The following is an 18,256-nucleotide window of genomic DNA, read 5'->3' as shown; positions in this document are numbered from 1 at the left end:
GGGGTAGCCCATAGAAGTGGAAGACCAGCCGGTCGCTCCGCCAACCCGCCGGCGTGGGGAGGCTATCCCGTGCCCGCACCTGCCGCCGTGCTGACCGGTCTCGGTTCGTGGTTGCCGACGAAAGTCCTGGACAACCACGAAATCGCCGCCCGGCTCGACACCTCGGACGAGTGGATCCGGACCCGCACCGGGATCCGCGAGCGCCGCGTCGCCGGGCCTGAGGAGTCCACTGTGGACCTCGCCGTCGGGGCCGGCCGCGAAGCGCTCGCGGGCGGCAAGGCCGACGCCGTCGTCCTCGCCACCTCCACGCCCGACCAGCCCTGCCCGGCCAGCGCGCCGCAGGTCGCCGCCCGGCTCGGGCTCGGCACGGCCGCGGCGTTCGACGTCAACGCCGTCTGCAGCGGCTTCGTCTACGCGCTCGCCACGGCGGCCGGGTTCATCGCGGGCGGGCTGGCCGAGCGCGTGCTCGTGATCGGCGCCGACACCTTCACCACGCTCATCGACCCCGGCGACCGCACCACGGTGCCGATCTTCGGCGACGGCGCCGGCGCGGTCCTCCTGCGGGCGGGTGACGCCGACGAGCCCGGCGCGTTCGGCCCGTTCGACCTGCACAGCGAGGGCGAGCACGCCGAGCTGCTGTGGGTCGAGGCCGGTGGCGCCCGGCGGCGGCTCTCCGACCAGCCGAGCGACCGGTTCCTCGCCATGCAGGGCACGGCCGTGTTCCGGCACGCCTGCGCGCGGATGGCGGAGTCGTCGCGCACGGTCCTGGACCGCGCGGGCTGGATGGTCGGCGACGTCGACCGCTTCGTCGGGCACCAGGCGAACATCCGGATCCTCCAGGCGACGGCGAAGCAGCTCGGGATGCCCGCCGACGCCGTGGTCGCCAACATCGACCGGGTCGGCAACACCAGCGCCGCGTCCATCCCGCTCGCGCTGGCCGACGCCCGCGCCGATGGCACCCTCGCCCCCGGCCACCGCGTCCTGCTCAGCGCGTTCGGCGCCGGCCTGACCTGGGGATCGACGGTGCTGCGCTGGCCTGACCTGGATCAGCTCGCCTGAGGGGCCGTCGTCCAGGTCGGCGTGGCCTCCTGGCGGCCGCGCAGCTCCAGCTCGCCGTGCTTCTCCCAGTGCGCGGCCTCGCCCGGCAGCGCCGCGGAGACGACGGCGTCGCTGGCGAGGACCCGTGACGGCACGGCCTTGGCGAGCTCGGTGAGCCGCGCGGCCTCGTTGACCGCGTCGCCGATCACGGTGTACTCCAGCCGGCTGCTGGAGCCGAGCTGCCCGGCGAACACCGGGCCGCTCGAGACGCCGATGCCGAGGTCGAGCTCGCCGGTCTCGCGCACCGCGTCGCGGATCGCCCGGGCGGCGGCCAAGGCGGCCGTCGGGGCGTCCGAGAGCCGCGTCGGCGCGCCGAAGATGCACAGGGCGGCGTCGCCCTGGAACTTGTTGACCAGGCCGCCGCGCGCGTTGACCGCGGAGACGACCGCGGCGAACAGCCGGTTGAGCTTCCCGACCAGCTCCTCCGGCGGGGTGCGGTAGGCCAGCGCGGTCGAGTCGACGACGTCGACGAACAACGCCGTGACCTCGCGGACGTCGCCGGAGAGCGACGCGCCGTACTCCAGCGCGTGCCGGGCGACGTCGGCGCCGACGTGCCTGCCGAAGAGGTCCCGCATCCGCGCCTGCTCGCGCAGGCCCGCGGCGAGCAGGTTCACCGACGTCTGGAGCCTGCCGATCTCGCTGGAGTCGTCGACGTCCACGGTGACGTCGTTGTTGCCGCGCGCGATCTCGTCGAGCGCCACGCGCAGCCGGTGCAGCGGCGCGGCGACCGCTCTGGCCAGCAGTGCCGTGCTGATCGCGCCGACGCCGAGGCCGATCACCGACAGCATGATCAGGCTCGCCGTGTGGTCGCCCGAGCCCAGCTCCGGCGGCATGGCGATGAGCAGCACACCCACCAGCGGGACGCCGCCGGCCAGCGCCCAGGTGACGACCAGCCGGGTCAGCACGGTGACCGGCAGCGAGCCGCGCGGCGGCAGGACGTCCAGCGCGATCGTCATCACCGGCCGCGCCACCCACTCGGCCGCCAGGTAGGTGAGGCCGACCGTGGTGAGCCCGCCGAGCCCGATCACCGTGGCCATGCCGACGGCGTCGTCGGCGGAGCCGAGCGCCCCGGCGAGCACGGTGAGGACGATGGTGCCGATCAGCCAGAGCGTGCCGCTGACCACGGCCATGTCGACCGGCAGCCGCAGCGCACGCCGCGCCTCGCTCTCCGACGGTGGACGGCCGAGCACGAACCAGATCACGGTGCGGCGCTGCAGCCACGCCGTCCAGAGCGTCCCGGCGAGCAGGGCCGCGGCGACGATGCCGGCCGCGGTCAGGCCGAGCACCCAGCCGCGGTCGCCGACGTCACCCGGCAGGCCCTGCAGCACCAGCAGCAGGGCGACCACACCGGAGCCGGCGACGCTCGAGCCGAGGCCCAGCCCGGCGAAGCCCAGGCTGGTGCGCAACACCACGCGGACGTTCTTCACGGCGATCTTGCGCACGGCGTCGATCGTACGGCCGGAAATGCGTGGCCACTTGCTGCTGCCGGGGTCCCGTCAGAAGCGGTACCGCACGACGTGCGCGGTACGGGCCAGGGGTGGGAAGACCTTCAGCATCCGCAGCTGGAACCGGGTGAACGGCCCCACCTTGGCCAGCACGTCCGGCGTCGCCCAGTGTCCGGCGTCCAGTGCGGACTCCAACGTGAGGCCGCAGGACTCGAGGTCGCGCGGGTCGTCGACGCCCCAGTACAGCGTCGCGCCCGCCTTGCGCACCGGCGCGTTGAGCTTCTGGATCTTGATGGCCGTGCGGTTGAAGAGGTCGCAGATCAGCTCGCCGGACGGAAACTTCGCGGCCAGCCTGCGGAACAGTTCGGTGCCGGTCTCGGGCTTCAGGTACATCGTGAGGCCTTCGGCGACGATCAGTGCCGGCCGGTCCGACGGCACCTGGTCGAGCCACCCGAAGTCGGTCACCGACGAGCCGATGTGCGTCTGGTTCGGCGCCTTGTCGTAGAGCTTCTCCCGCAGCTCGATGACCTCGGGGTAGTCGACGTCGTACCAGTGGACGGTCTCCGGCGGCGCGAGGCGCTGGAACCGCGTGTCCATGCCGCAGCCGAGGTGCAGCACGATCGCGTCCGGGTGGTCGCGCAGGTACTCGGCGGCCCAGTCGTCGATCGGCTTCGCCCGCAGGACCACCGACACCGCGCGGTCGGGGGAGATGCCGATCTTCGTGAAGTCGTAGTCGATCCGGCGGACGGCCTCGTCCGCGGCCTTGTCGCCGAGGATCGGGTGGGCACTGCGGTAGTCGAGCGCGCGGCCGTACAGCGTGGCCAGGTTGGTGGCTTTCTCTTCAGTGAAGTGGACCTTCTCCATCACGCCCCCCAAAAGATTCACAACGTTGTGAAAAGTCTAGCGCGTTTCGGGGTGGGCGGCGTAGTCGTGCGCGTAGTTTTTGGCGTCCACCAGGTGCTTGAGGGTCAGCTCGCGGGCGGCGGCCGGGTCGGACCGGCGGATGGCGTCGAGGATGGCGCGGTGGTCGGCGACGGCCTTGCGGATCTGCCCGGGCAGCCGCAGCGCCAGCCGCCGCTCCTCGCCGACCAGGGCGAGCACCGACCGCAGCAGCCCGGCGACGTCGTCGTTGCCCGCGTTCTGGGCGATCACCCGGTGGAACTCGGCGTCGGCGGCGATGACGTGCAGCATGTCGCCGTCCTCGGCGGCCCGCGCCATCTCGGCGACGTTGTCCTCGAGCCGGCTCACGGTCTTCGCGGTCGCGTGCCGGGCCAGCCGTTCGGCGAGGGTCGGTTCGACGGTCGCCCGCAGGTCGAAGAGCTTCTCGACGAGCTGGTCGTGCTCGGTGAACCACGTCCGCAGCGGCTGTTCCTGCTGTTCGCGGACGTAGGTGCCGGAGCCGGCGCGGATCTGGACGTACCCGATGGAGTCGAGGACGCGCAGGGCCTGGCGCAGCGAACCCCGGCTGATGCCGAGCTCTTCGCACAGGACGCGTTCGGCGGGCAGCCGAGAGCCGGGCGGCAGGTCGCCGGAGTCGATCCGGGCCCGCAGCCGGTCGACGGTCGCGCTCCAGACCTGCTCGGTGTCCACGCGCTCATCTTCTCAGCTCACGGAATTGTCGGGGGTGCCTGCCATGATCACCGGCATGGACATCTTGGGGGCGTGGGTCCGCGGCTGGGCCGTGTCGCGGGCGGCACCGGCACCGGTCGCCGAGGTCGACGGCTACCGCGTCGACGTCGGCCTGCCGGGGCACCGGGTGCGCTACCTGCTGCGCTCGCCGTCCGCGGTTTCCGCGCGGGCCCGGACGGTGGCCGCGCCGGGCACGTGGCTGAAGGCGTGCGGCTCGCGGTCCTCGGTCTTGGCTTCGCTCACCCCGGCGTGGCGGGCGGGGGAGACCGAGTACCTGATGGCGTCCGACGGGCCCATGCCGCCGGTCGCGGTCCCGGAGCCGTACTCGGTGACGGTGACCGGCGACGGGCCGGTGTGGGAGGTACTGGTGTCGTCCGGTCCCGCCCCCGCGGCCCGCGGTCAGGTCGCGGTGGCCGGAGGGGTCGCGGTGTTCGACAAGATCGAGACGGAGCCGGAGCACCGCCGCCGCGGCCTCGGCCGGGTGGTGATGCACCGGCTGGCCGTCGCGGCCGGAGCCGGGTCGGGCGTGCTGCTGGCTTCGGCGGCCGGCCGCGGGCTGTACACCTCGCTCGGCTGGCGCGTCGTGTCCGACGTCGTCCCGGCGCACGTCCCGGAAGGAGCGGCATGACAGCACGGTTCAAGGACCTCGCCCTGGACGCGAACGACCACCAGGCCCTGGCGGACTGGTGGTGCCGCGCGCTCGGCTACGTCCGCCGCGACTCTCTGACGGGCGACACACGGCCGGACGACTGGCCGGTCCCGATCGTCGACCCGGCCGGGGCGGGCCCGCTGATCTGGTTCAACCCGGTTCCGGAGCCGAAGACGGTCAAGAACCGCATGCACTTGGACGTCTTCGGCGATCCGGCCGAGCTGCTCGCCCTGGGCGCGACCCTGATCCGCGAGCGGGGCGGTGATGTGGACTGGGACCAGCTGGCGGACCCGGAGGGCAACGAGTTCTGCGTCTTCACGCCGCGGTGACCGGCCGACCCGCCGGCGGCTCCGGCCCGGCGCGCTACAGGGTCAGCCCGGGATCAGTGGCCAAGGCGGTGAGCTGGTCCGCGGTCAGGGGCAGCGCGGCGCTGACCCCGGGCGAGTTCCCGACCGTGGCGAGGACGAAGCTGCCGTCCGCCCGGAAGTCGATCACCGTGGTGCGGTGCTGCTTCGTGTTCGCCCGGTCGAGGGTGTCCTCTTCCGTCGTCATCCGCACCCCGCCGGTGCCGACATCGGCGTAGCGGCAGGTGGTCGCCGGGGTGACCTGTTTCTTCAGCTCGGCGCACAGCTGCCAGGGCTGGAACCGGGTCACCGGTGCGGTCGGCACGGACACCTCGACCGTGACGAAGTACCCGCCACCCGCCGGCCCGCCGTGCTCCATGGCGTGTACCCCGAGCTGGCTGGTCGGCAGGAGGCCCGCGAACCGGCCGGAACTGTTGGACGTGCGACGGAGTTCCTCGGCGGGCAGCATCTTCTTCAGAGCCGCGTCGACGTGGTCGGCGATCTCGGGTGCCCGGGCGCTGAGCTGGGCATCGGTCGGCTGAGGGACCTCGACGCCGGCCGGCGGCCACCACCGCTCCCCGGTGGACGGCGAAATCGACGGCGCCGCCGGCTGGACCGGGACGCCGGCCCCGGTGCGGGTGACCGGGACGGCGACGGCGGCGAGTGCCGCGACGACGACACCGGCTGCCGCCAGCAGGACGTTCCGCCGGTTCCGGCGCCGCCGGGCCACCCGGGTGACGGCCTCGTCGGGGTCGAAGCCCAGCGGCGGTTCGGCGCGGACGGCCGCGGTGAACTCGTGGGCCAGGATCTGCTCGTTCATCACAGCTCGCTTTCTGCCAGGAAGCCGGAATCGACGGGGTAGCGGCCGCGGAGGGTTTTCAGCGCCCTCGTGGCCTGACTGCGGACCGTGCTTTCGGAACAGCGCAGCTCACGGGCCGTTTCGGCCACCGGCAGGTCGCAGAAGTACCGCAGCACCAGCACCGCGCGCTGCCGGGGCGCGAGCTCCGCCAGCGCCGCGGCCAATGCGGCGCTCAGGCCCGCGCGTTGCCGGAGCACGGCGGGGTCCGCAGCCCCGTCGGCGACCTCGGGCAGCGCGTCGGTGTGGTGCTCGGAGCGCCGCCACGGCCGCCGTCGTTCGTCGAGCCAGCACCGGGTCAGCGTCCGCCGCGCGTAGCTCATCGGCCGATCGGTTCCGCGAATGCGCGGCCACGCGCCGTACAGCTTGTACAACGTGGCCTGGACGAGGTCCTCGGCCAGTTGCCAGTCACCGCACAGCAGGTAGCCGTAGCGCCGCAGGGCGAGGGCGTTGTCCCTGGCGAACTCGCGAAACCGATCTTCGTCGGCTGCCCGCATCCGGCCTCCTTCATGTCACGTACCACTGCTTACGCACCCGACCGGCCGCGGCGCTGCACCGCGAATGTCTGACCTGACACATCTGCCGCCATTTGCGTCGCGGGCGCAGGCCGAGATGCTTAGGCTCCGCACGTGAATGCTTCATGACGTGGTGGCACGCGCTGATCGTCGTGGTCGCCGGGATCTGGGCCGGGACCATCAACGCCGTCGTGGGGTCGGGGACGCTCGTGACCTTCCCCGTCCTCGTCGCCCTCGGGTACCCGCCGGTGACGGCGACGACGTCCAACGCGATCGGCCTCGCGCCCGGCACGCTCAGCGGCGCCTGGGGTTACCGGCACGAGCTCAAGGGCTACTGGCCGCAGACCGCCAAGTTCGCCGTCGCGTCGTTCCTCGGCGCCATCGGCGGCACTGTCCTGCTGCTCTCACTGCCGAAAGACGCCTTTGAAGCCATCGTCCCCGCGCTCGTCGCCCTGGCGGTGGTCCTGGTGATCATCCAGCCGAAGGTGTCGAAGTGGGTCGCGGAGCGGCGCGAACAGAACGGCACCGAGCACAAGCCCGGGCCACTGCTGATGTTCTTCATCTTCCTCATCGGCATCTACGGCGGGTACTTCACCGCCGCGCAGGGCGTGATGCTGATGGCCGTCATGGGGATGCTGCTGTCGGAGCCGCTGCAGAAGCTCAACGGCGTCAAGAACGTCCTCGCCGCCGTCGTCAACCTCGTCGCCGGGGTGATCTACGCCTTCGTCGCGCCGGTCAGCTGGGCCGTCGTGCTGTGGCTCGCCGTCGGCAGCACCGCCGGCGGCTTCCTCGGCGCGAAGATCGGCCGGAAGCTGTCGCCGGCGGTGCTGCGGGGCGTGATCGTGGTGATCGGCGTCGCCGCCGTCATCGAGCTGGTCGTCAAGCAGGTCGCTGACTGACTGTGCCGATGGTTCCTGATCCGGCCTCAGTCACGGCCGGACGGCTTCGGAGCAAAGGTCACGTGCCGCTTCAGGGGCGGCCTGCTTCGGGCCGGATCAGGAACTCGCGGGCCGCGGCCAGGAAGAGGTCGTTCTCCTCGCGGGTCCCGATGGTCACGCGCACGCCTTCGCCGGCGAACGGGCGCACCACCAGCTTGCGGTCCAGGGCGTGCTCGGCGAACGGGACGGTCTGGTCACCGAGCGGGAGCCAGACGAAGTTCGCCTGGGTCTCCGGCACCCGGTAACCCGCTTCCAGCAACGCCGAGCGCACGCGGCCGCGCTCGGCGACGATGTCCTTGCAGCGGTCCAGCAGCTCGTCGGCCGCGTCGAGCGAGGCCAGCGCGGCCACCTGGGCCAGCATGTTCACCGAGAACGCCACGTACACCTGCCGAAGCGCGTCCGCGATCGGCTCGGGCGCGACCGCGTAACCGACGCGCAGGCCCGCGAGGCCGTACGCCTTCGAGAACGTGCGAAGCACCATGACGTTGGACTGGCTGCGCGTGTACTCGACGCCGTCGGGCACCTCGGGGTCGGTGACGAACTCCTTGTACGCCTCGTCGAGCACGACCAGCACGCGCTCGGGCACGGCGGCCAGGAACCGCTCCAGCTCCGCGCGGCGCACCGCCGTCCCGGTGGGGTTGTTCGGGTTGCAGACGAAGACCACGCGCGTCCGGTCGGTGATCGCCGCGAGCATCGCGTCGAGGTCGAGCTCCTGGCCCTCGGTGATCGGGACCTTCACCGAGACGGCGTTCGCGACCTGCGTGACGATCGGGTACGCCTCGAAGGAGCGCCAGCCGAAGATGACCTCGTCGCCGGGCGCGCACACCGCCTGGATCGTCTGCTGGCACAGCGACACCGAGCCGCAGCCGATCGAGACGTGCTCCACCGGCACGTCCAGCTCGCGCGCCAGCCGCTCGCGCAGCGCCTGCGAGCCGGTGTCCGGGTAGCGGTTGACCCCGGCCGCGGCCTCGGCGATCGCCTGCGCGACGCTCGGCAGCGCACCGCCGGGCACCTCGTTGCTCGCCAGCTTGATCGCGCCTTCGATCGTCCGGCCGGGGACGTATTTCGGCAACGATTCGAGATCGGCACGCGGGGACACGGACGGCATCTTCGGCGCTCCTGGAAATCGACGGGACGACCCGCTCACCGTATCTTTTCCGCCCGGCGCCCCGCGACTCCCTTCAAGCGGTCTTGCCGCGGCGACCTGCGTCACCGGGCTTCCTCCCGTTCACCTCCAGGTGGTTGGGTGAGGCAATGACGTCGACCTCCACCGTGGATTACCAGCGCACCGACGGCCATGCCCTGCGGCTGACCTTTTCGGAACCCGAAGGCGCGCTACGCGGCGGCTTGGTGGTGCTGCACGAGGCCGACGGCGTCACCGACGGCGTGAAGCTGCTGCTCGCCGGCCTGGCCACGGAGGGCTGGCTGACCGTCACCCCGCACCTGGAGAACGACGAGCTCACCCAGCAGGACCTGCTCGACGCGACCGACTTGACGCTGGCCTGGCTGGTCGAGCGGGGCGTGCAGGCCGACCTGCTCGGCGTGATGGGCTTCGACCTCGGCGGCACCGCGGCGCTCGTCGTCGCGTCGCACCGCAGGCTCGGCGCCGCCGTCAGCGTCGGCGGGCAGCGGGCCGCCGAGCTGCCCGCGCTGGTCGAGATCGCCGGGCGGCTCACCAGCCCGTGGCTCGGCATGTACGGCGACGCCGGCGACGAGGCGGGCGGGGCCGACGTCGAGCGCCTGCGCGACGCCGCCGCGTCGGCGAAGGTCGCCACGAACGTCGTGCACTACCCGGGCGCGAACCACCGCTTCGACGCCGACCCGGGCGCGGCCGCGGAAGCCTGGCAGCGCACGCTCGACTGGTTTGACGCACACCTGAGGTGAGTGTGGGCGGGCACCACCGCGAACCGGTTTTCCGTGTCGGTTCCGACCACGGTGACTTCCCGATCCGAAGGATTAGGCTCGGGGTGTGACGCACACCGCCGACGCCCCCGAAGTGCTCTGGCGCCCCGAGCCGGGCCACGTTGCCGACACCAAGATCGAAGCCTTCCGCCGGTGGCTGCGCGCCGAGCGCGGCGTCGAGGTGGACGACTACCGCTCGCTGTGGGAGTTCTCCGTCGAGCGCGGCCCGGACTTCTGGGGGGCGGTCGCGGACTTCCTCGGCGTCCGCTGGCACGACCGGCCCGGCGAGGTCCTCTCGGGCGAGATGCCGGACGCGGTCTGGTTCGAGGGCGGCACGCTGAACTACGCCGAGCACGCGCTCACCCCCGGCGTCGCGGGCGCGGCGAAGGCCGACGACGAGACGGCGGTGATCTTCCACCGCGAAGACGGCTTCGCGAGCCACCTGACGTACGGCCGGCTTCGCGCGCAGGTCGCCGCGGCCCGGGCCGCGTTCCTCGAACTGGGCGTCGGCAAGGGCGACCGGGTCGTCGCGCTGGCGCCGAACTGCCCGCAGACGCTGGTCGCGTTCCTCGCCGCGGCGAGCATCGGGGCCATCTGGTCGTCGTGCTCGCCGGACTTCGGCGTCCGCGCGGTCGCGGACCGCTTCGTCCAGATCGAGCCGAAGGTGCTCTTCGCGGTCAACGCCTACGCGTACAACGGCCGCCAGTTCGACATCCGGACGACGATCGCCGACCTCCAGGCGCAGCTGCCGTCGCTCGCCGCGACCGTGCTCGTCGAGTACGTCGGCGAAGGCCGGATGGACGGCACCCTCGACTGGGCCGAGCTGCTCGCGAAGCACGAGGGCGCGCCGCTGCTGTTCGAGCCGGTCGAGTTCGCGCACCCGCTGTGGGTGCTCTACTCGTCGGGCACCACCGGCCTGCCCAAGGGCATCGTGCACGGCCACGGCGGCATCACGCTCGAACACCTCAAGGCCCTGGCCCTGCAGACCGACCTCGGGCCCGGCGACCGGTTCTTCTGGTTCAGCACCACCGGCTGGATGATGTGGAACTTCCTCGTCTCCGGCCTGCTGGTCGGCACCACGATCGTGCTCTACGACGGCAGCCCGGGGTACCCGGACCTGAACGCGCTCTGGCACCTGGCCGAGCAGCACCGCGTCACCTACTTCGGCACGTCGGCGCCGTTCATCCAGAGCTGCCTCAAGGCCGGCCTCAAGCCCGCCGAGCGCTACGACCTGACCGGGCTGCGCGCGCTGGGCTCCACCGGCGCGCCGCTGAGCGTCGAGGGCTTCCGGTGGATCGTGAACGAGGTCGGTTCGCGGGTTCAGATCTGCTCGGTGTCCGGCGGCACCGACCTGTGCGCGGCGTTCGTCGCGTCGGCGCCCGACGTGCCGGTCTGGCTCGGCGAGCTGTCCTGCCCGGCGCTCGGGGCCGCGGTGAACGCGTTCGACGAGGCGGGCAACGCGGTCGTCGAGGAGGTCGGCGAGCTGGTCATCACGAAGCCGATGCCGTCGATGCCGGTGTTCTTCTGGAACGACCCCGACGGCTCGCGGCTGCGCGAGGCCTACTTCGAGATGTACCCGGGGCTGTGGCGCCACGGCGACTGGATCCGCGTCACGAACCGCGGCTCGGCGGTGATCTACGGCCGCAGCGACTCGACGCTCAACCGCGGGGGCGTCCGGATGGGCACGGCGGAGTTCTACCGGGTCGTCGAGGGCTACGACGAAATCGCGGACTCGCTGGTCGTGGACACCTCGGCGGCCGGGAACGAGGACGGCCAGCTCATCTGTTTCGTGGTGCTCGGCGGCGGTGTCGCGCTCGAAGACGTCGAACCGCGCCTCCGCAAGGAGCTTCGTAGCGCGCTGTCACCGCGGCATGTACCCGATCGGTTCGTCGTGGTTTCCGAGATTCCTCGTACCTTGAACGGTAAGAAGTGTGAGGTACCGGTGAAGAAGATCCTCGCCGGTGTGGCTCCCGACCGGGCCGTCAGCCGCGACGCGCTGGCCAACCCGGCGGCACTGGCGCCGTTCGTGGAGCTCGCCGGGGGGTAGACGGGGGAAGCATGATCAGCCACGGCGGGTTGAACGGGTGGTGACGGGGACTCGCGCGCAGATCACCTGGAAGGTGGCCGGTGCCACCACCGTGGGGGTGATCACCTGGGTGACCCGCCTCGCCGGGCTGCTGACGCTGGGGTCGATCCTGATCCCGGCGGGCCGGCGCAGCCTGCGCGGGCACCTGGCCGAATGGCTGGAGCTGCCGCAGGAGGCCACGGTCGCCGCGGCGACCGTGGCGCTGGTCATGGGTGTGCTGCTGGTGCTGCTGGCCGCGGGGCTGCGCCGCCGCAAGCGCCGGGCCTGGCAGCTGGCGGTCGGCGCGACGGTGCTGCTCACGGTGTCGCACCTCGGGCTCAAGCACGTCTTCGCCGCGGGCCTGGTGTCGGTCCTGCTGCTGGTGGGCCTGATCGCCAACCGGCGCTACTTCGTGGCGAAGCCGGACCCGGTGGTCGGGCACTGGCGGGCGGTGCGCGTGTTCGTCCAGCTGGCGCTGGCCGGTTTCGTGATCAACGTCATCCTGCTGTCGGTGGCCCCGCGGGCGGCCCTGGAGCCGATGGGCTTCGGCGACCGGCTCACGGAGTCCGCGTTCGCGCTGGCCGGGGTCAGCGGGCCCGCGGTGTTCCACCAGATGTGGCTGGAGGACCTGGTTGCCGCCGTCGGCCTGCTGTTCGGCCTGGCCGCGGTGCTGGTGTCGGCGTACTTCCTGCTGCGCTCGGCCGAGCCGGCGCCCCGGCTGACCGACGAGGAGGTCGCACGCCTGCGCCGGCTGCTCGACGAGCACGGCGAGCGCGACTCGCTGGGGTACTTCGCGCTGCGGCGGGACAAGTTCGCGGTGTTCTCGAAGACCGGCAAGGCCGCGGTGACCTACCGCGTGATCGCCGGCGTCGCGCTCTGTTCGGCCGACCCGCTGGGCGACCACGAGGCCTGGCCGGGCGCGATCGAGGAGTACCTGGAGGTCTGCCGCCGCGGCGGCTGGGTCCCGGCGGCGATGGGCGTCTCGGAGCTCGGCGCGACGGTCTGGGCCCGGTTCGGCCTGGAGGTCCTGGAGATCGGCGACGAAGCCGTCGTCGACGCGGCCGGCTTCACGCTGGAAGGCCGGATCATGCGCGGCGTCCGCCAGGCGGCGGCCCGCACGAAGCGCGCGGGCTACAAGGTGCTGGTGCGCCGGGCCGAGGACCTGCGCCCCGGCGAGCTGGCCGAGCTGGCGGTCCTGGCGGCCACCTGGCGCGGCACGGACACCGAGCGCGGCTTCTCGATGGCACTGGGCCGCCTGGGCGACCCGGGATCGGTACTGGTGACGGCCGAGCAGGGCGGCCGCGTCCGCGGGGTGCTCCAGTTCGTGCCGTGGGGCACGAAGGGCCTGTCACTGGACGTCATGCGCCGCGACCGCGCGGCCGACAACGGCGTCAACGAGCTGATGATCTCGGAGCTCCTGCTGGCGGCCCGCCGCCACGGCGTCGAGCAGGTGTCCCTGAACTTCGCGGCGTTCCGCGCCCTGATGGAGCAGGGGCAGCGGATAGGCGCGGGCCCGGTCGCGCGGATGTCGGCGAAGGCGCTGCACTTCTTCTCGCGCTGGATCCAGATCGAGACGCTGTACCGGTTCAACGCGAAGTTCCAGCCGCGCTGGGTGCCCCGGTACCTGGTGTATCCGGGAGTGCGCGAACTCCCGCGCGTCGGCATCGCGACGTTCGAGGCCGAAGGACTCGGCGGCCGCTCTCCGCGCCTGCTCAGGCTGCTGCAGCGGGCATAAGGGGGGCCCCGTTCGGGGGTGATCGAGGGGTGTGTAACCTATCTGAGCAGTGGTCGTTGGGCCCAGGAGGCTTCGCCTAGTCTGGTCTATGGCGCCGCACTGCTAATGCGGTTGGGGGTAACCCCCCCTCCCGGGTTCAAATCCCGGAGCCTCCGCTGGTACCCGGTTCGCCGGGTGCTAGGTTACAACTGAACACGCGCCCGTAGCTCAGCTGGATAGAGCATCTGACTACGGATCAGAAGGTCAGGGGTTCGAATCCCTTCGGGCGCACGTCTGGTTGAGACAGCAGTACAAGCAGGGCCTCGTTTCCCCCGGGAAACGAGGCCTTGCTTGCGTCCGGGGGCAGGTTGTCCCTCGGCTCCTGGCGGCGGCGCGTACGTGAGCGCGTCGGCGAGGATCGTGTGCCGCACGCTGCCTACTTCCCGGACGGGCACCTGCCGGCGGCCGAAGCGAGCGGGAGCGGCGGCCGGTGCCCACCGGCCGCCGCTCTTCGGGTGCGCTGCGTAACCGGTCTGGACCAGTACGGTGGCCGTACCGAGGACTGGTACTTGACCACTGGCCACGCTCCGTGGTGACGCTTCCCCTATTGGTCTGGACCACGTACCGTTTGCGCAAGCGGCGCAAAACACCGCCCTGGTCCCCGCCGGCGGTGCCGGTTTCCGCCGTCCTGAACCTGGCTCAAGGGAGAGCGATGTCCAGAAAGAGATGGCACCTCCTCGGTCTCTTCACCGCCGTCGGCGCGATCGCGGTCGGTCTCGTCACCGTGCCGGCCAACGCCGCCGGTGGTGTCGGCGCCGCCTTCAGCAAGGGGTCCGACTGGGGCACCGGGTACGAGGGCAAGTACACGATCAGCAACGGCTCGGGCTCGACGCTGCCGTCGTGGACCGTCGAGTTCGACCTGCCGGCCGGCGCGAAGATCTCGTCGCTGTGGGACGGCAGCTACACGGCGTCCGGCCAGCACGTCACCGTCAAGAACTCCTGGAACGGCAACGTCGGCAACGGTTCGACCGCGAGCTTCGGCTTCAACGTCAGCTACTCCGGCACCTACTCGGCCCCGGCGAACTGCAAGCTGAACGGCGGCTCCTGCGACCCCGGCGGCAGCACCCCGACCACCACGCCGACGACGCCGACCACCACCCCGACGACCCCCACGACCCCGCCGACGACCACCACGCCGCCGCAGCCGGGCGGCATGAAGAACGTCGGCTACTTCGTGCAGTGGGGCGTCTACGGCCGCAACTACCACGTCAAGAACATCGAGACGTCGGGCTCGGCCAGCAAGCTGACGCACATCAACTACGCGTTCGGCAACGTCAAGAACGGCCAGTGCACGGCGAACGACGACCCGTACGCCGACTACCAGAAGACCTACGACGCCGCGAGCAGCGTCGACGGCGTCGCCGACACCTGGGACCAGCCCGTCGCCGGCAACTTCAACCAGCTGCGCAAGCTGAAGAAGATGCACCCGGGCCTCAAGGTGATCTGGTCGTTCGGCGGCTGGACCTACTCGGGCGGCTTCGGCCAGGCCGCGCAGAACGCGGCCGCGTTCGCGCAGTCCTGCTACAACCTGCTCAAGGACCCGCGCTGGGCGGACGTCTGGGACGGCATCGACATCGACTGGGAGTACCCCAACGCGTGCGGCCTTTCCTGTGACACCAGCGGTGCCGCGGCCTACAAGAACCTGATGTCCGCGCTGCGGGCCAAGTTCGGTTCGTCCTTCCTGGTCACCTCGGCCATCTCCGCCGACGGCAGCAACGGCGGCAAGCTCGACGTCGCCGACTACGCCGGTGCCGCGCCGTACGTCGACTGGTTCAACGTCATGACCTACGACTACTTCGGCGCCTGGGCGGCGCAGGGCCCGACGGCTCCGCACTCGCCGCTGACGTCGTACTCCGGCATCCCGACCGCCGGCTTCTACTCCGACGCGGCCATCCAGAAGCTCAAGAGCAAGGGTGTCCCGGCGAGCAAGCTGCTGCTGGGCATCGGCTTCTACGGCCGCGGCTGGACCGGCGTCACGCAGAGCACGCCCGGTGGCACCGCGACCGGCGCCGCGCCGGGCACCTACGAGGCGGGCATCGAGGACTACAAGGTCCTCAAGAACACCTGCCCGGCGACCGGCACCATCGCCGGCACCGCGTACGCCAAGTGCGGCAGCAACTGGTGGAGCTACGACACCCCGGCGACCATCGGCGGGAAGATGTCCTACGCCAAGCAGCAGGGGCTCGGCGGCGCCTTCTTCTGGGAGCTGACCGGCGACACCACCGGCGGCGAGCTCATCACCGCGATGAAGAACGGCCTGTCATGAGGCGCCGGTGGAGGCCCGCGCTCGGGCTGGTGGCCGCGGCCGCCACGATCGGCGCGATGCTCGTGATCGCGCCCGCGAACGCGGCGGGCGGCGTCTCGGCGACCTTCGCCAAGGGGTCCGACTGGGGCACCGGGTACGAGGGCAAGTACACGATCAGCAACGGTTCGGGCTCGACGCTCGCGAGCTGGACGGTCGAGTTCGACCTGCCGTCCGGTGCGAAGATCTCGTCGCTGTGGGACGGCAGCTACACCGCGTCCGGCCAGCACGTCACGGTGAAGAACACCTGGAACGGCAACGTCGGCAACGGCGGTAGCGCCAGTTTCGGGTTCAACGTGACGTACTCCGGCTCGTACGTCGCGCCGTCGAACTGCAAGCTGAACGGGGGTTCCTGCGACGCCGGGGGCACACCCCCCACGACCACGACGCCTCCTACGACGACGACCCCGCCGACGACGACCACGCCGCCCCCGCCAGGTGGCCGTGGCGCGCCGTACCTCTACATGGGCTGGGGCAGCCCGCCGAACCCGCAGACGGTGATGAACGCGACCGGGATCAAGTGGTTCACCATGGCGTTCATCAACGCCTCCGGTGGCTGCAACCCGGCGTGGGACAGCAGCCGTCCGCTCACCGGCAGCGCGGACGCGAACGCGATCGCGCAGATCAAGGCGGCGGGTGGCCAGATCGTGCCGTCGTTCGGCGGCTGGAGCGGCAACAAGCTGGGCCCGAACTGCTCGACGCCCGCCGCGCTGGCCGGCGCCTATCAGCAGGTGATCAACGCCTACGGGCTGAAGGCGATCGACATCGACATCGAGAACTCCGACGAGTTCGAGAACGAGGCCGTGCAGGACCGCATCCTGAACGCGCTGAAGATCGTCAAGCAGAACAACCCGGGGATCCAGACGATCCTGACCTTCGGCACGTCGACGACCGGCCCGAACTACTACGGCAACCGGCTCATCGACCAGTCGAAGGCCCTGGGCGCGAACGTGGACGTGTTCACGATCATGCCGTTCGACTTCGGCGGCGGCGCGAACATGTACAACAGCACGGTGAGCGCGGCGAACGGCCTGCGCGACAAGCTGAAGTCGACGTTCGGGTGGAACGACGCCGCGGCGTACGCCCACCTCGGGATCTCGGGCATGAACGGCCTGTCCGACCAGCAGGAGCTGACCGACCTGTCGACGTGGACCCAGATCACGAACTGGGCCAAGTCGAACAAGATCGCCCGCCTGGCGTTCTGGTCGGTCAACCGCGACCGGGGCTGTCCCGGCGGCGGCGTCCAGTCGGCGTGCAGCGGCATCGCCCAGAACGACTGGGACTTCACCAAGGTGACAGCGGGCTTCTGACGCTGTCCTGAACGGCCTCCTCGCCGTCCATCCATGCCCCCACCACCGCCCTCAACGGAGGCGCTTCGCGCCGCGGTGTTGGATTGACGGGCCGGCGAGGAGGCCGTTTCACAGCATCTTGACGGCGTCACCGATCGCCTGGTCCAAAATGGACACACCGAGCGAGATCTCCTCTTCGGACGCCGTCAGCGGCGGCGCGATCCGGAACACCCCGCCCATCCCGGGCAGCTGCACGATGTTCATGTGCAGCCCCAGTTCCAGGCAGCGCTGGGTGACCCGCGCGCCGAGCTCGTCCGAACTCCGCTTGGTCTCCCGGTCCACCACCAGTTCGACACCCGCGAGCAGCCCGCGGCCGCGGATGTCGCCGACGACGTCGTGGCGGGAAGCGATTTCCTCCAGACCCCGGCGCAGCACCGCGCCCAGCTCGAGCGCTCGTGCGTCGAGGCGGTCGCGGGTCAGCACGTCCAGCACCGTATTGCCGACCGCGGCCGGGAGCGGGTCCGACACGTGCGTCGTGAAGAACAGGAACCCGCGGTCGTGCGCCTCCTGCTCGATGGCCGCGCTCGTCAGCACCGCGGCCAGCGGCAGCCCGGCACCGAGCGTCTTCGACAGCGTCAGGATGTCGGGGACGACGCCGTCGCGCTCGAACGCGTACCAGTTCCCGGTGCGGCACAACCCCGTCTGGGCTTCGTCGAGGATCAGCAGCATCCCGCGTTCGCGGCACTTCCCGGCTAGCGCGGCGAAGTAGCCGGGCGGCGGCTCGATGATGCCGCCGGAACTCAAGATCGGCTCGACCAGGCACGCGGCCAGGCTGCCGACCGACTGCGCGTCGATCATCTCGAACCCGAAGTCCAGCTGACGACGCCAATCCAACGAACCGTCGGTGTTGGTGAAGTCGGGCCGGTACGCGTTGGGCGCCGGGATGGCGAAGTTGCCGGGCGCGGCCGGGCCGTAGCCGCGGCGGCCCGCGCTGTACGTCGCGCTCGCCGCCGCCTGCGTCATGCCGTGCCACGAGCGTGCGAACGAGACGATCTCGTGCTTGCCGGTGACGAGCTTCGCCATCCGGACGGCGGCCTCGTTCGACTCGGCGCCGGTCGTCAGCAGCAGCGCCTTCTCCAGCGGTGCCGGCAGCGTCTCGGCCAGCCGCCGCGCGAGGTCGACGACCGGGCGGCTGAGCATGCCGCTGAACAGGTGGTCGAGCTTGCCCACCTGCCGCCGGACGGTCTCGGCGATCTCCGGGTGCGCGTGCCCGAGGATCGCGCTCATCTGACCGGACGTGAAGTCGAGGATCCGGCGGCCGTCCTCGGTGAAGACGAAACTGCCTTCGGCGTGGTCGATGATCTCGCGGGTGAAGGCGCCGCCGTAACGCACGAGGTGCCGGTCGACGTCAGCCCAGAAGGTGTCAGCCATGCCTCGACGGTAGGTCCGC

16 protein-coding genes and 2 tRNA genes are annotated in these 18,256 nt (G+C 71.3%); 11 read left to right on the top strand and 7 right to left on the bottom strand.

Annotated elements, in window-relative coordinates:
• Window positions 1–69: 69 nt before the first annotated feature.
• On the top strand, window positions 70–1,059 hold the full coding sequence (locus tag I4Q55_RS00400) for a beta-ketoacyl-ACP synthase III (protein WP_206783990.1): 990 nt from the start codon (window positions 70–72) through the stop codon (window positions 1,057–1,059).
• On the opposite strand, the gene I4Q55_RS00395 is transcribed toward I4Q55_RS00400, so the two are convergent.
• The 3 genes from I4Q55_RS00395 to I4Q55_RS00385 are packed head-to-tail and all read right to left on the bottom strand — an operon-like array spanning window position 1,047 to window position 4,133.
• Window positions 1,047–2,540, bottom strand: a complete 1,494-nt coding sequence (locus I4Q55_RS00395) for an adenylate/guanylate cyclase domain-containing protein (RefSeq protein ID WP_206783989.1) — start codon at window positions 2,538–2,540, stop codon at window positions 1,047–1,049. The two genes, I4Q55_RS00400 and I4Q55_RS00395, sit on opposite strands and share 13 nt — an antisense overlap.
• Before the next feature lie 54 nt (window positions 2,541–2,594).
• The gene (locus I4Q55_RS00390; protein ID WP_206783988.1) at window positions 2,595–3,407 is read right to left on the bottom strand and encodes a class I SAM-dependent methyltransferase; all 813 of its coding nucleotides are present in this window, start codon (window positions 3,405–3,407) and stop codon (window positions 2,595–2,597) included.
• 36 nt (window positions 3,408–3,443) lie between these two features.
• On the bottom strand, window positions 3,444–4,133 hold the full coding sequence (locus I4Q55_RS00385; protein WP_206783987.1) for a FadR/GntR family transcriptional regulator: 690 nt from the start codon (window positions 4,131–4,133) through the stop codon (window positions 3,444–3,446).
• 43 nt (window positions 4,134–4,176) lie between these two features.
• Between I4Q55_RS00385 and I4Q55_RS00380 the strand changes: the two genes are divergently transcribed.
• Entirely contained in the window at window positions 4,177–4,800 is a 624-nt protein-coding gene (locus I4Q55_RS00380; RefSeq protein WP_206783986.1) for a GNAT family N-acetyltransferase, read from the top strand.
• Entirely contained in the window at window positions 4,797–5,150 is a 354-nt protein-coding gene (locus tag I4Q55_RS00375; RefSeq protein WP_206783985.1) for a VOC family protein, read from the top strand. Before I4Q55_RS00380 ends, I4Q55_RS00375 begins: the two co-directional genes overlap by 4 nt.
• Before the next feature lie 34 nt (window positions 5,151–5,184).
• On the opposite strand, the gene I4Q55_RS00370 is transcribed toward I4Q55_RS00375, so the two are convergent.
• A complete protein-coding gene (locus I4Q55_RS00370) occupies window positions 5,185–5,985 on the bottom strand; it encodes a hypothetical protein (protein ID WP_206783984.1) in 801 nt (266 codons plus the stop codon).
• The gene (locus tag I4Q55_RS00365) at window positions 5,985–6,518 is read right to left on the bottom strand and encodes an RNA polymerase sigma factor (protein ID WP_206783983.1); all 534 of its coding nucleotides are present in this window, start codon (window positions 6,516–6,518) and stop codon (window positions 5,985–5,987) included. The genes I4Q55_RS00370 and I4Q55_RS00365 overlap by 1 nt, the downstream gene beginning before the upstream one ends.
• 143 nt (window positions 6,519–6,661) lie before the next feature.
• On the opposite strand from I4Q55_RS00365, the gene I4Q55_RS00360 reads away from it, so the two are divergent.
• Complete coding sequence (locus I4Q55_RS00360) at window positions 6,662–7,435, top strand: sulfite exporter TauE/SafE family protein (RefSeq protein ID WP_206783982.1); 774 nt, start codon at window positions 6,662–6,664, stop codon at window positions 7,433–7,435.
• Between the two features lie 70 nt (window positions 7,436–7,505).
• On the opposite strand, the gene hisC is transcribed toward I4Q55_RS00360, so the two are convergent.
• Entirely contained in the window at window positions 7,506–8,582 is a 1,077-nt protein-coding gene (gene hisC, locus I4Q55_RS00355) for a histidinol-phosphate transaminase (RefSeq protein WP_206783981.1), read from the bottom strand.
• Between the two features lie 146 nt (window positions 8,583–8,728).
• Here hisC and I4Q55_RS00350 point away from each other — a divergent pair, with 146 nt between their 5' ends.
• The 7 genes from I4Q55_RS00350 (at window position 8,729) to I4Q55_RS00320 (ending at window position 16,827) form a co-directional block, all read left to right on the top strand.
• The gene (locus I4Q55_RS00350; RefSeq protein ID WP_206783980.1) at window positions 8,729–9,358 is read left to right on the top strand and encodes a dienelactone hydrolase family protein; all 630 of its coding nucleotides are present in this window, start codon (window positions 8,729–8,731) and stop codon (window positions 9,356–9,358) included.
• Between the two features lie 85 nt (window positions 9,359–9,443).
• Window positions 9,444–11,423: an acetoacetate--CoA ligase gene (locus I4Q55_RS00345; protein ID WP_206783979.1), complete on the top strand. Its 1,980-nt coding sequence runs from the start codon at window positions 9,444–9,446 to the stop codon at window positions 11,421–11,423.
• Between the two features lie 37 nt (window positions 11,424–11,460).
• The gene (locus tag I4Q55_RS00340) at window positions 11,461–13,176 is read left to right on the top strand and encodes a phosphatidylglycerol lysyltransferase domain-containing protein (RefSeq protein WP_206783978.1); all 1,716 of its coding nucleotides are present in this window, start codon (window positions 11,461–11,463) and stop codon (window positions 13,174–13,176) included.
• Between the two features lie 65 nt (window positions 13,177–13,241).
• Window positions 13,242–13,331 (top strand) — tRNA-Ser (locus I4Q55_RS00335).
• Between the two features lie 41 nt (window positions 13,332–13,372).
• Window positions 13,373–13,446 (top strand) — tRNA-Arg (locus I4Q55_RS00330).
• 421 nt (window positions 13,447–13,867) lie between these two features.
• Window positions 13,868–15,481 carry a glycosyl hydrolase family 18 protein gene (locus I4Q55_RS00325; RefSeq protein ID WP_206783977.1) on the top strand — a complete coding sequence of 538 codons (1,614 nt, stop codon included), beginning with the start codon at window positions 13,868–13,870 and terminating at the stop codon, window positions 15,479–15,481.
• Window positions 15,478–16,827: a cellulose binding domain-containing protein gene (locus tag I4Q55_RS00320; RefSeq protein ID WP_206783976.1), complete on the top strand. Its 1,350-nt coding sequence runs from the start codon at window positions 15,478–15,480 to the stop codon at window positions 16,825–16,827. Before I4Q55_RS00325 ends, I4Q55_RS00320 begins: the two co-directional genes overlap by 4 nt.
• Window positions 16,828–16,935: 108 nt before the next feature.
• On the opposite strand, the gene I4Q55_RS00315 is transcribed toward I4Q55_RS00320, so the two are convergent.
• Entirely contained in the window at window positions 16,936–18,237 is a 1,302-nt protein-coding gene (locus tag I4Q55_RS00315) for an aspartate aminotransferase family protein (protein WP_206783975.1), read from the bottom strand.
• Window positions 18,238–18,256 lie beyond the last annotated feature (19 nt).

Origin of the sequence: Amycolatopsis sp. MtRt-6, from assembly GCF_017308975.1 — a bacterium.
Lineage (GTDB): Bacteria > Actinomycetota > Actinomycetes > Mycobacteriales > Pseudonocardiaceae > Amycolatopsis.
Note: the sequence above shows the minus strand (reverse complement) of the source record. Positions and strands in the feature narration are given on the sequence as shown.

Excerpts from the sequence above, each read along its gene's own strand:
- I4Q55_RS00370 (WP_206783984.1), bottom strand. The coding sequence starts at position 5,985 with ATGAACGAGCAGATCCTGGCCCACGAGTTCACCGCGGCCGTCCGCGCC.
- I4Q55_RS00375 (WP_206783985.1), top strand. The coding sequence starts at position 4,797 with ATGACAGCACGGTTCAAGGACCTCGCCCTGGACGCGAACGACCACCAG.
- I4Q55_RS00380 (WP_206783986.1), top strand. The coding sequence starts at position 4,177 with ATGATCACCGGCATGGACATCTTGGGGGCGTGGGTCCGCGGCTGGGCC.
- I4Q55_RS00360 (WP_206783982.1), top strand. The coding sequence starts at position 6,662 with ATGACGTGGTGGCACGCGCTGATCGTCGTGGTCGCCGGGATCTGGGCC.
- I4Q55_RS00350 (WP_206783980.1), top strand. The coding sequence starts at position 8,729 with ATGACGTCGACCTCCACCGTGGATTACCAGCGCACCGACGGCCATGCC.
- I4Q55_RS00315 (WP_206783975.1), bottom strand. The coding sequence starts at position 18,237 with ATGGCTGACACCTTCTGGGCTGACGTCGACCGGCACCTCGTGCGTTAC.
- I4Q55_RS00320 (WP_206783976.1), top strand. The coding sequence starts at position 15,478 with ATGAGGCGCCGGTGGAGGCCCGCGCTCGGGCTGGTGGCCGCGGCCGCC.
- hisC (WP_206783981.1), bottom strand. The coding sequence starts at position 8,582 with ATGCCGTCCGTGTCCCCGCGTGCCGATCTCGAATCGTTGCCGAAATAC.
- I4Q55_RS00325 (WP_206783977.1), top strand. The coding sequence starts at position 13,868 with ATGTCCAGAAAGAGATGGCACCTCCTCGGTCTCTTCACCGCCGTCGGC.
- I4Q55_RS00365 (WP_206783983.1), bottom strand. The coding sequence starts at position 6,518 with ATGCGGGCAGCCGACGAAGATCGGTTTCGCGAGTTCGCCAGGGACAAC.
- I4Q55_RS00390 (WP_206783988.1), bottom strand. The coding sequence starts at position 3,407 with ATGGAGAAGGTCCACTTCACTGAAGAGAAAGCCACCAACCTGGCCACG.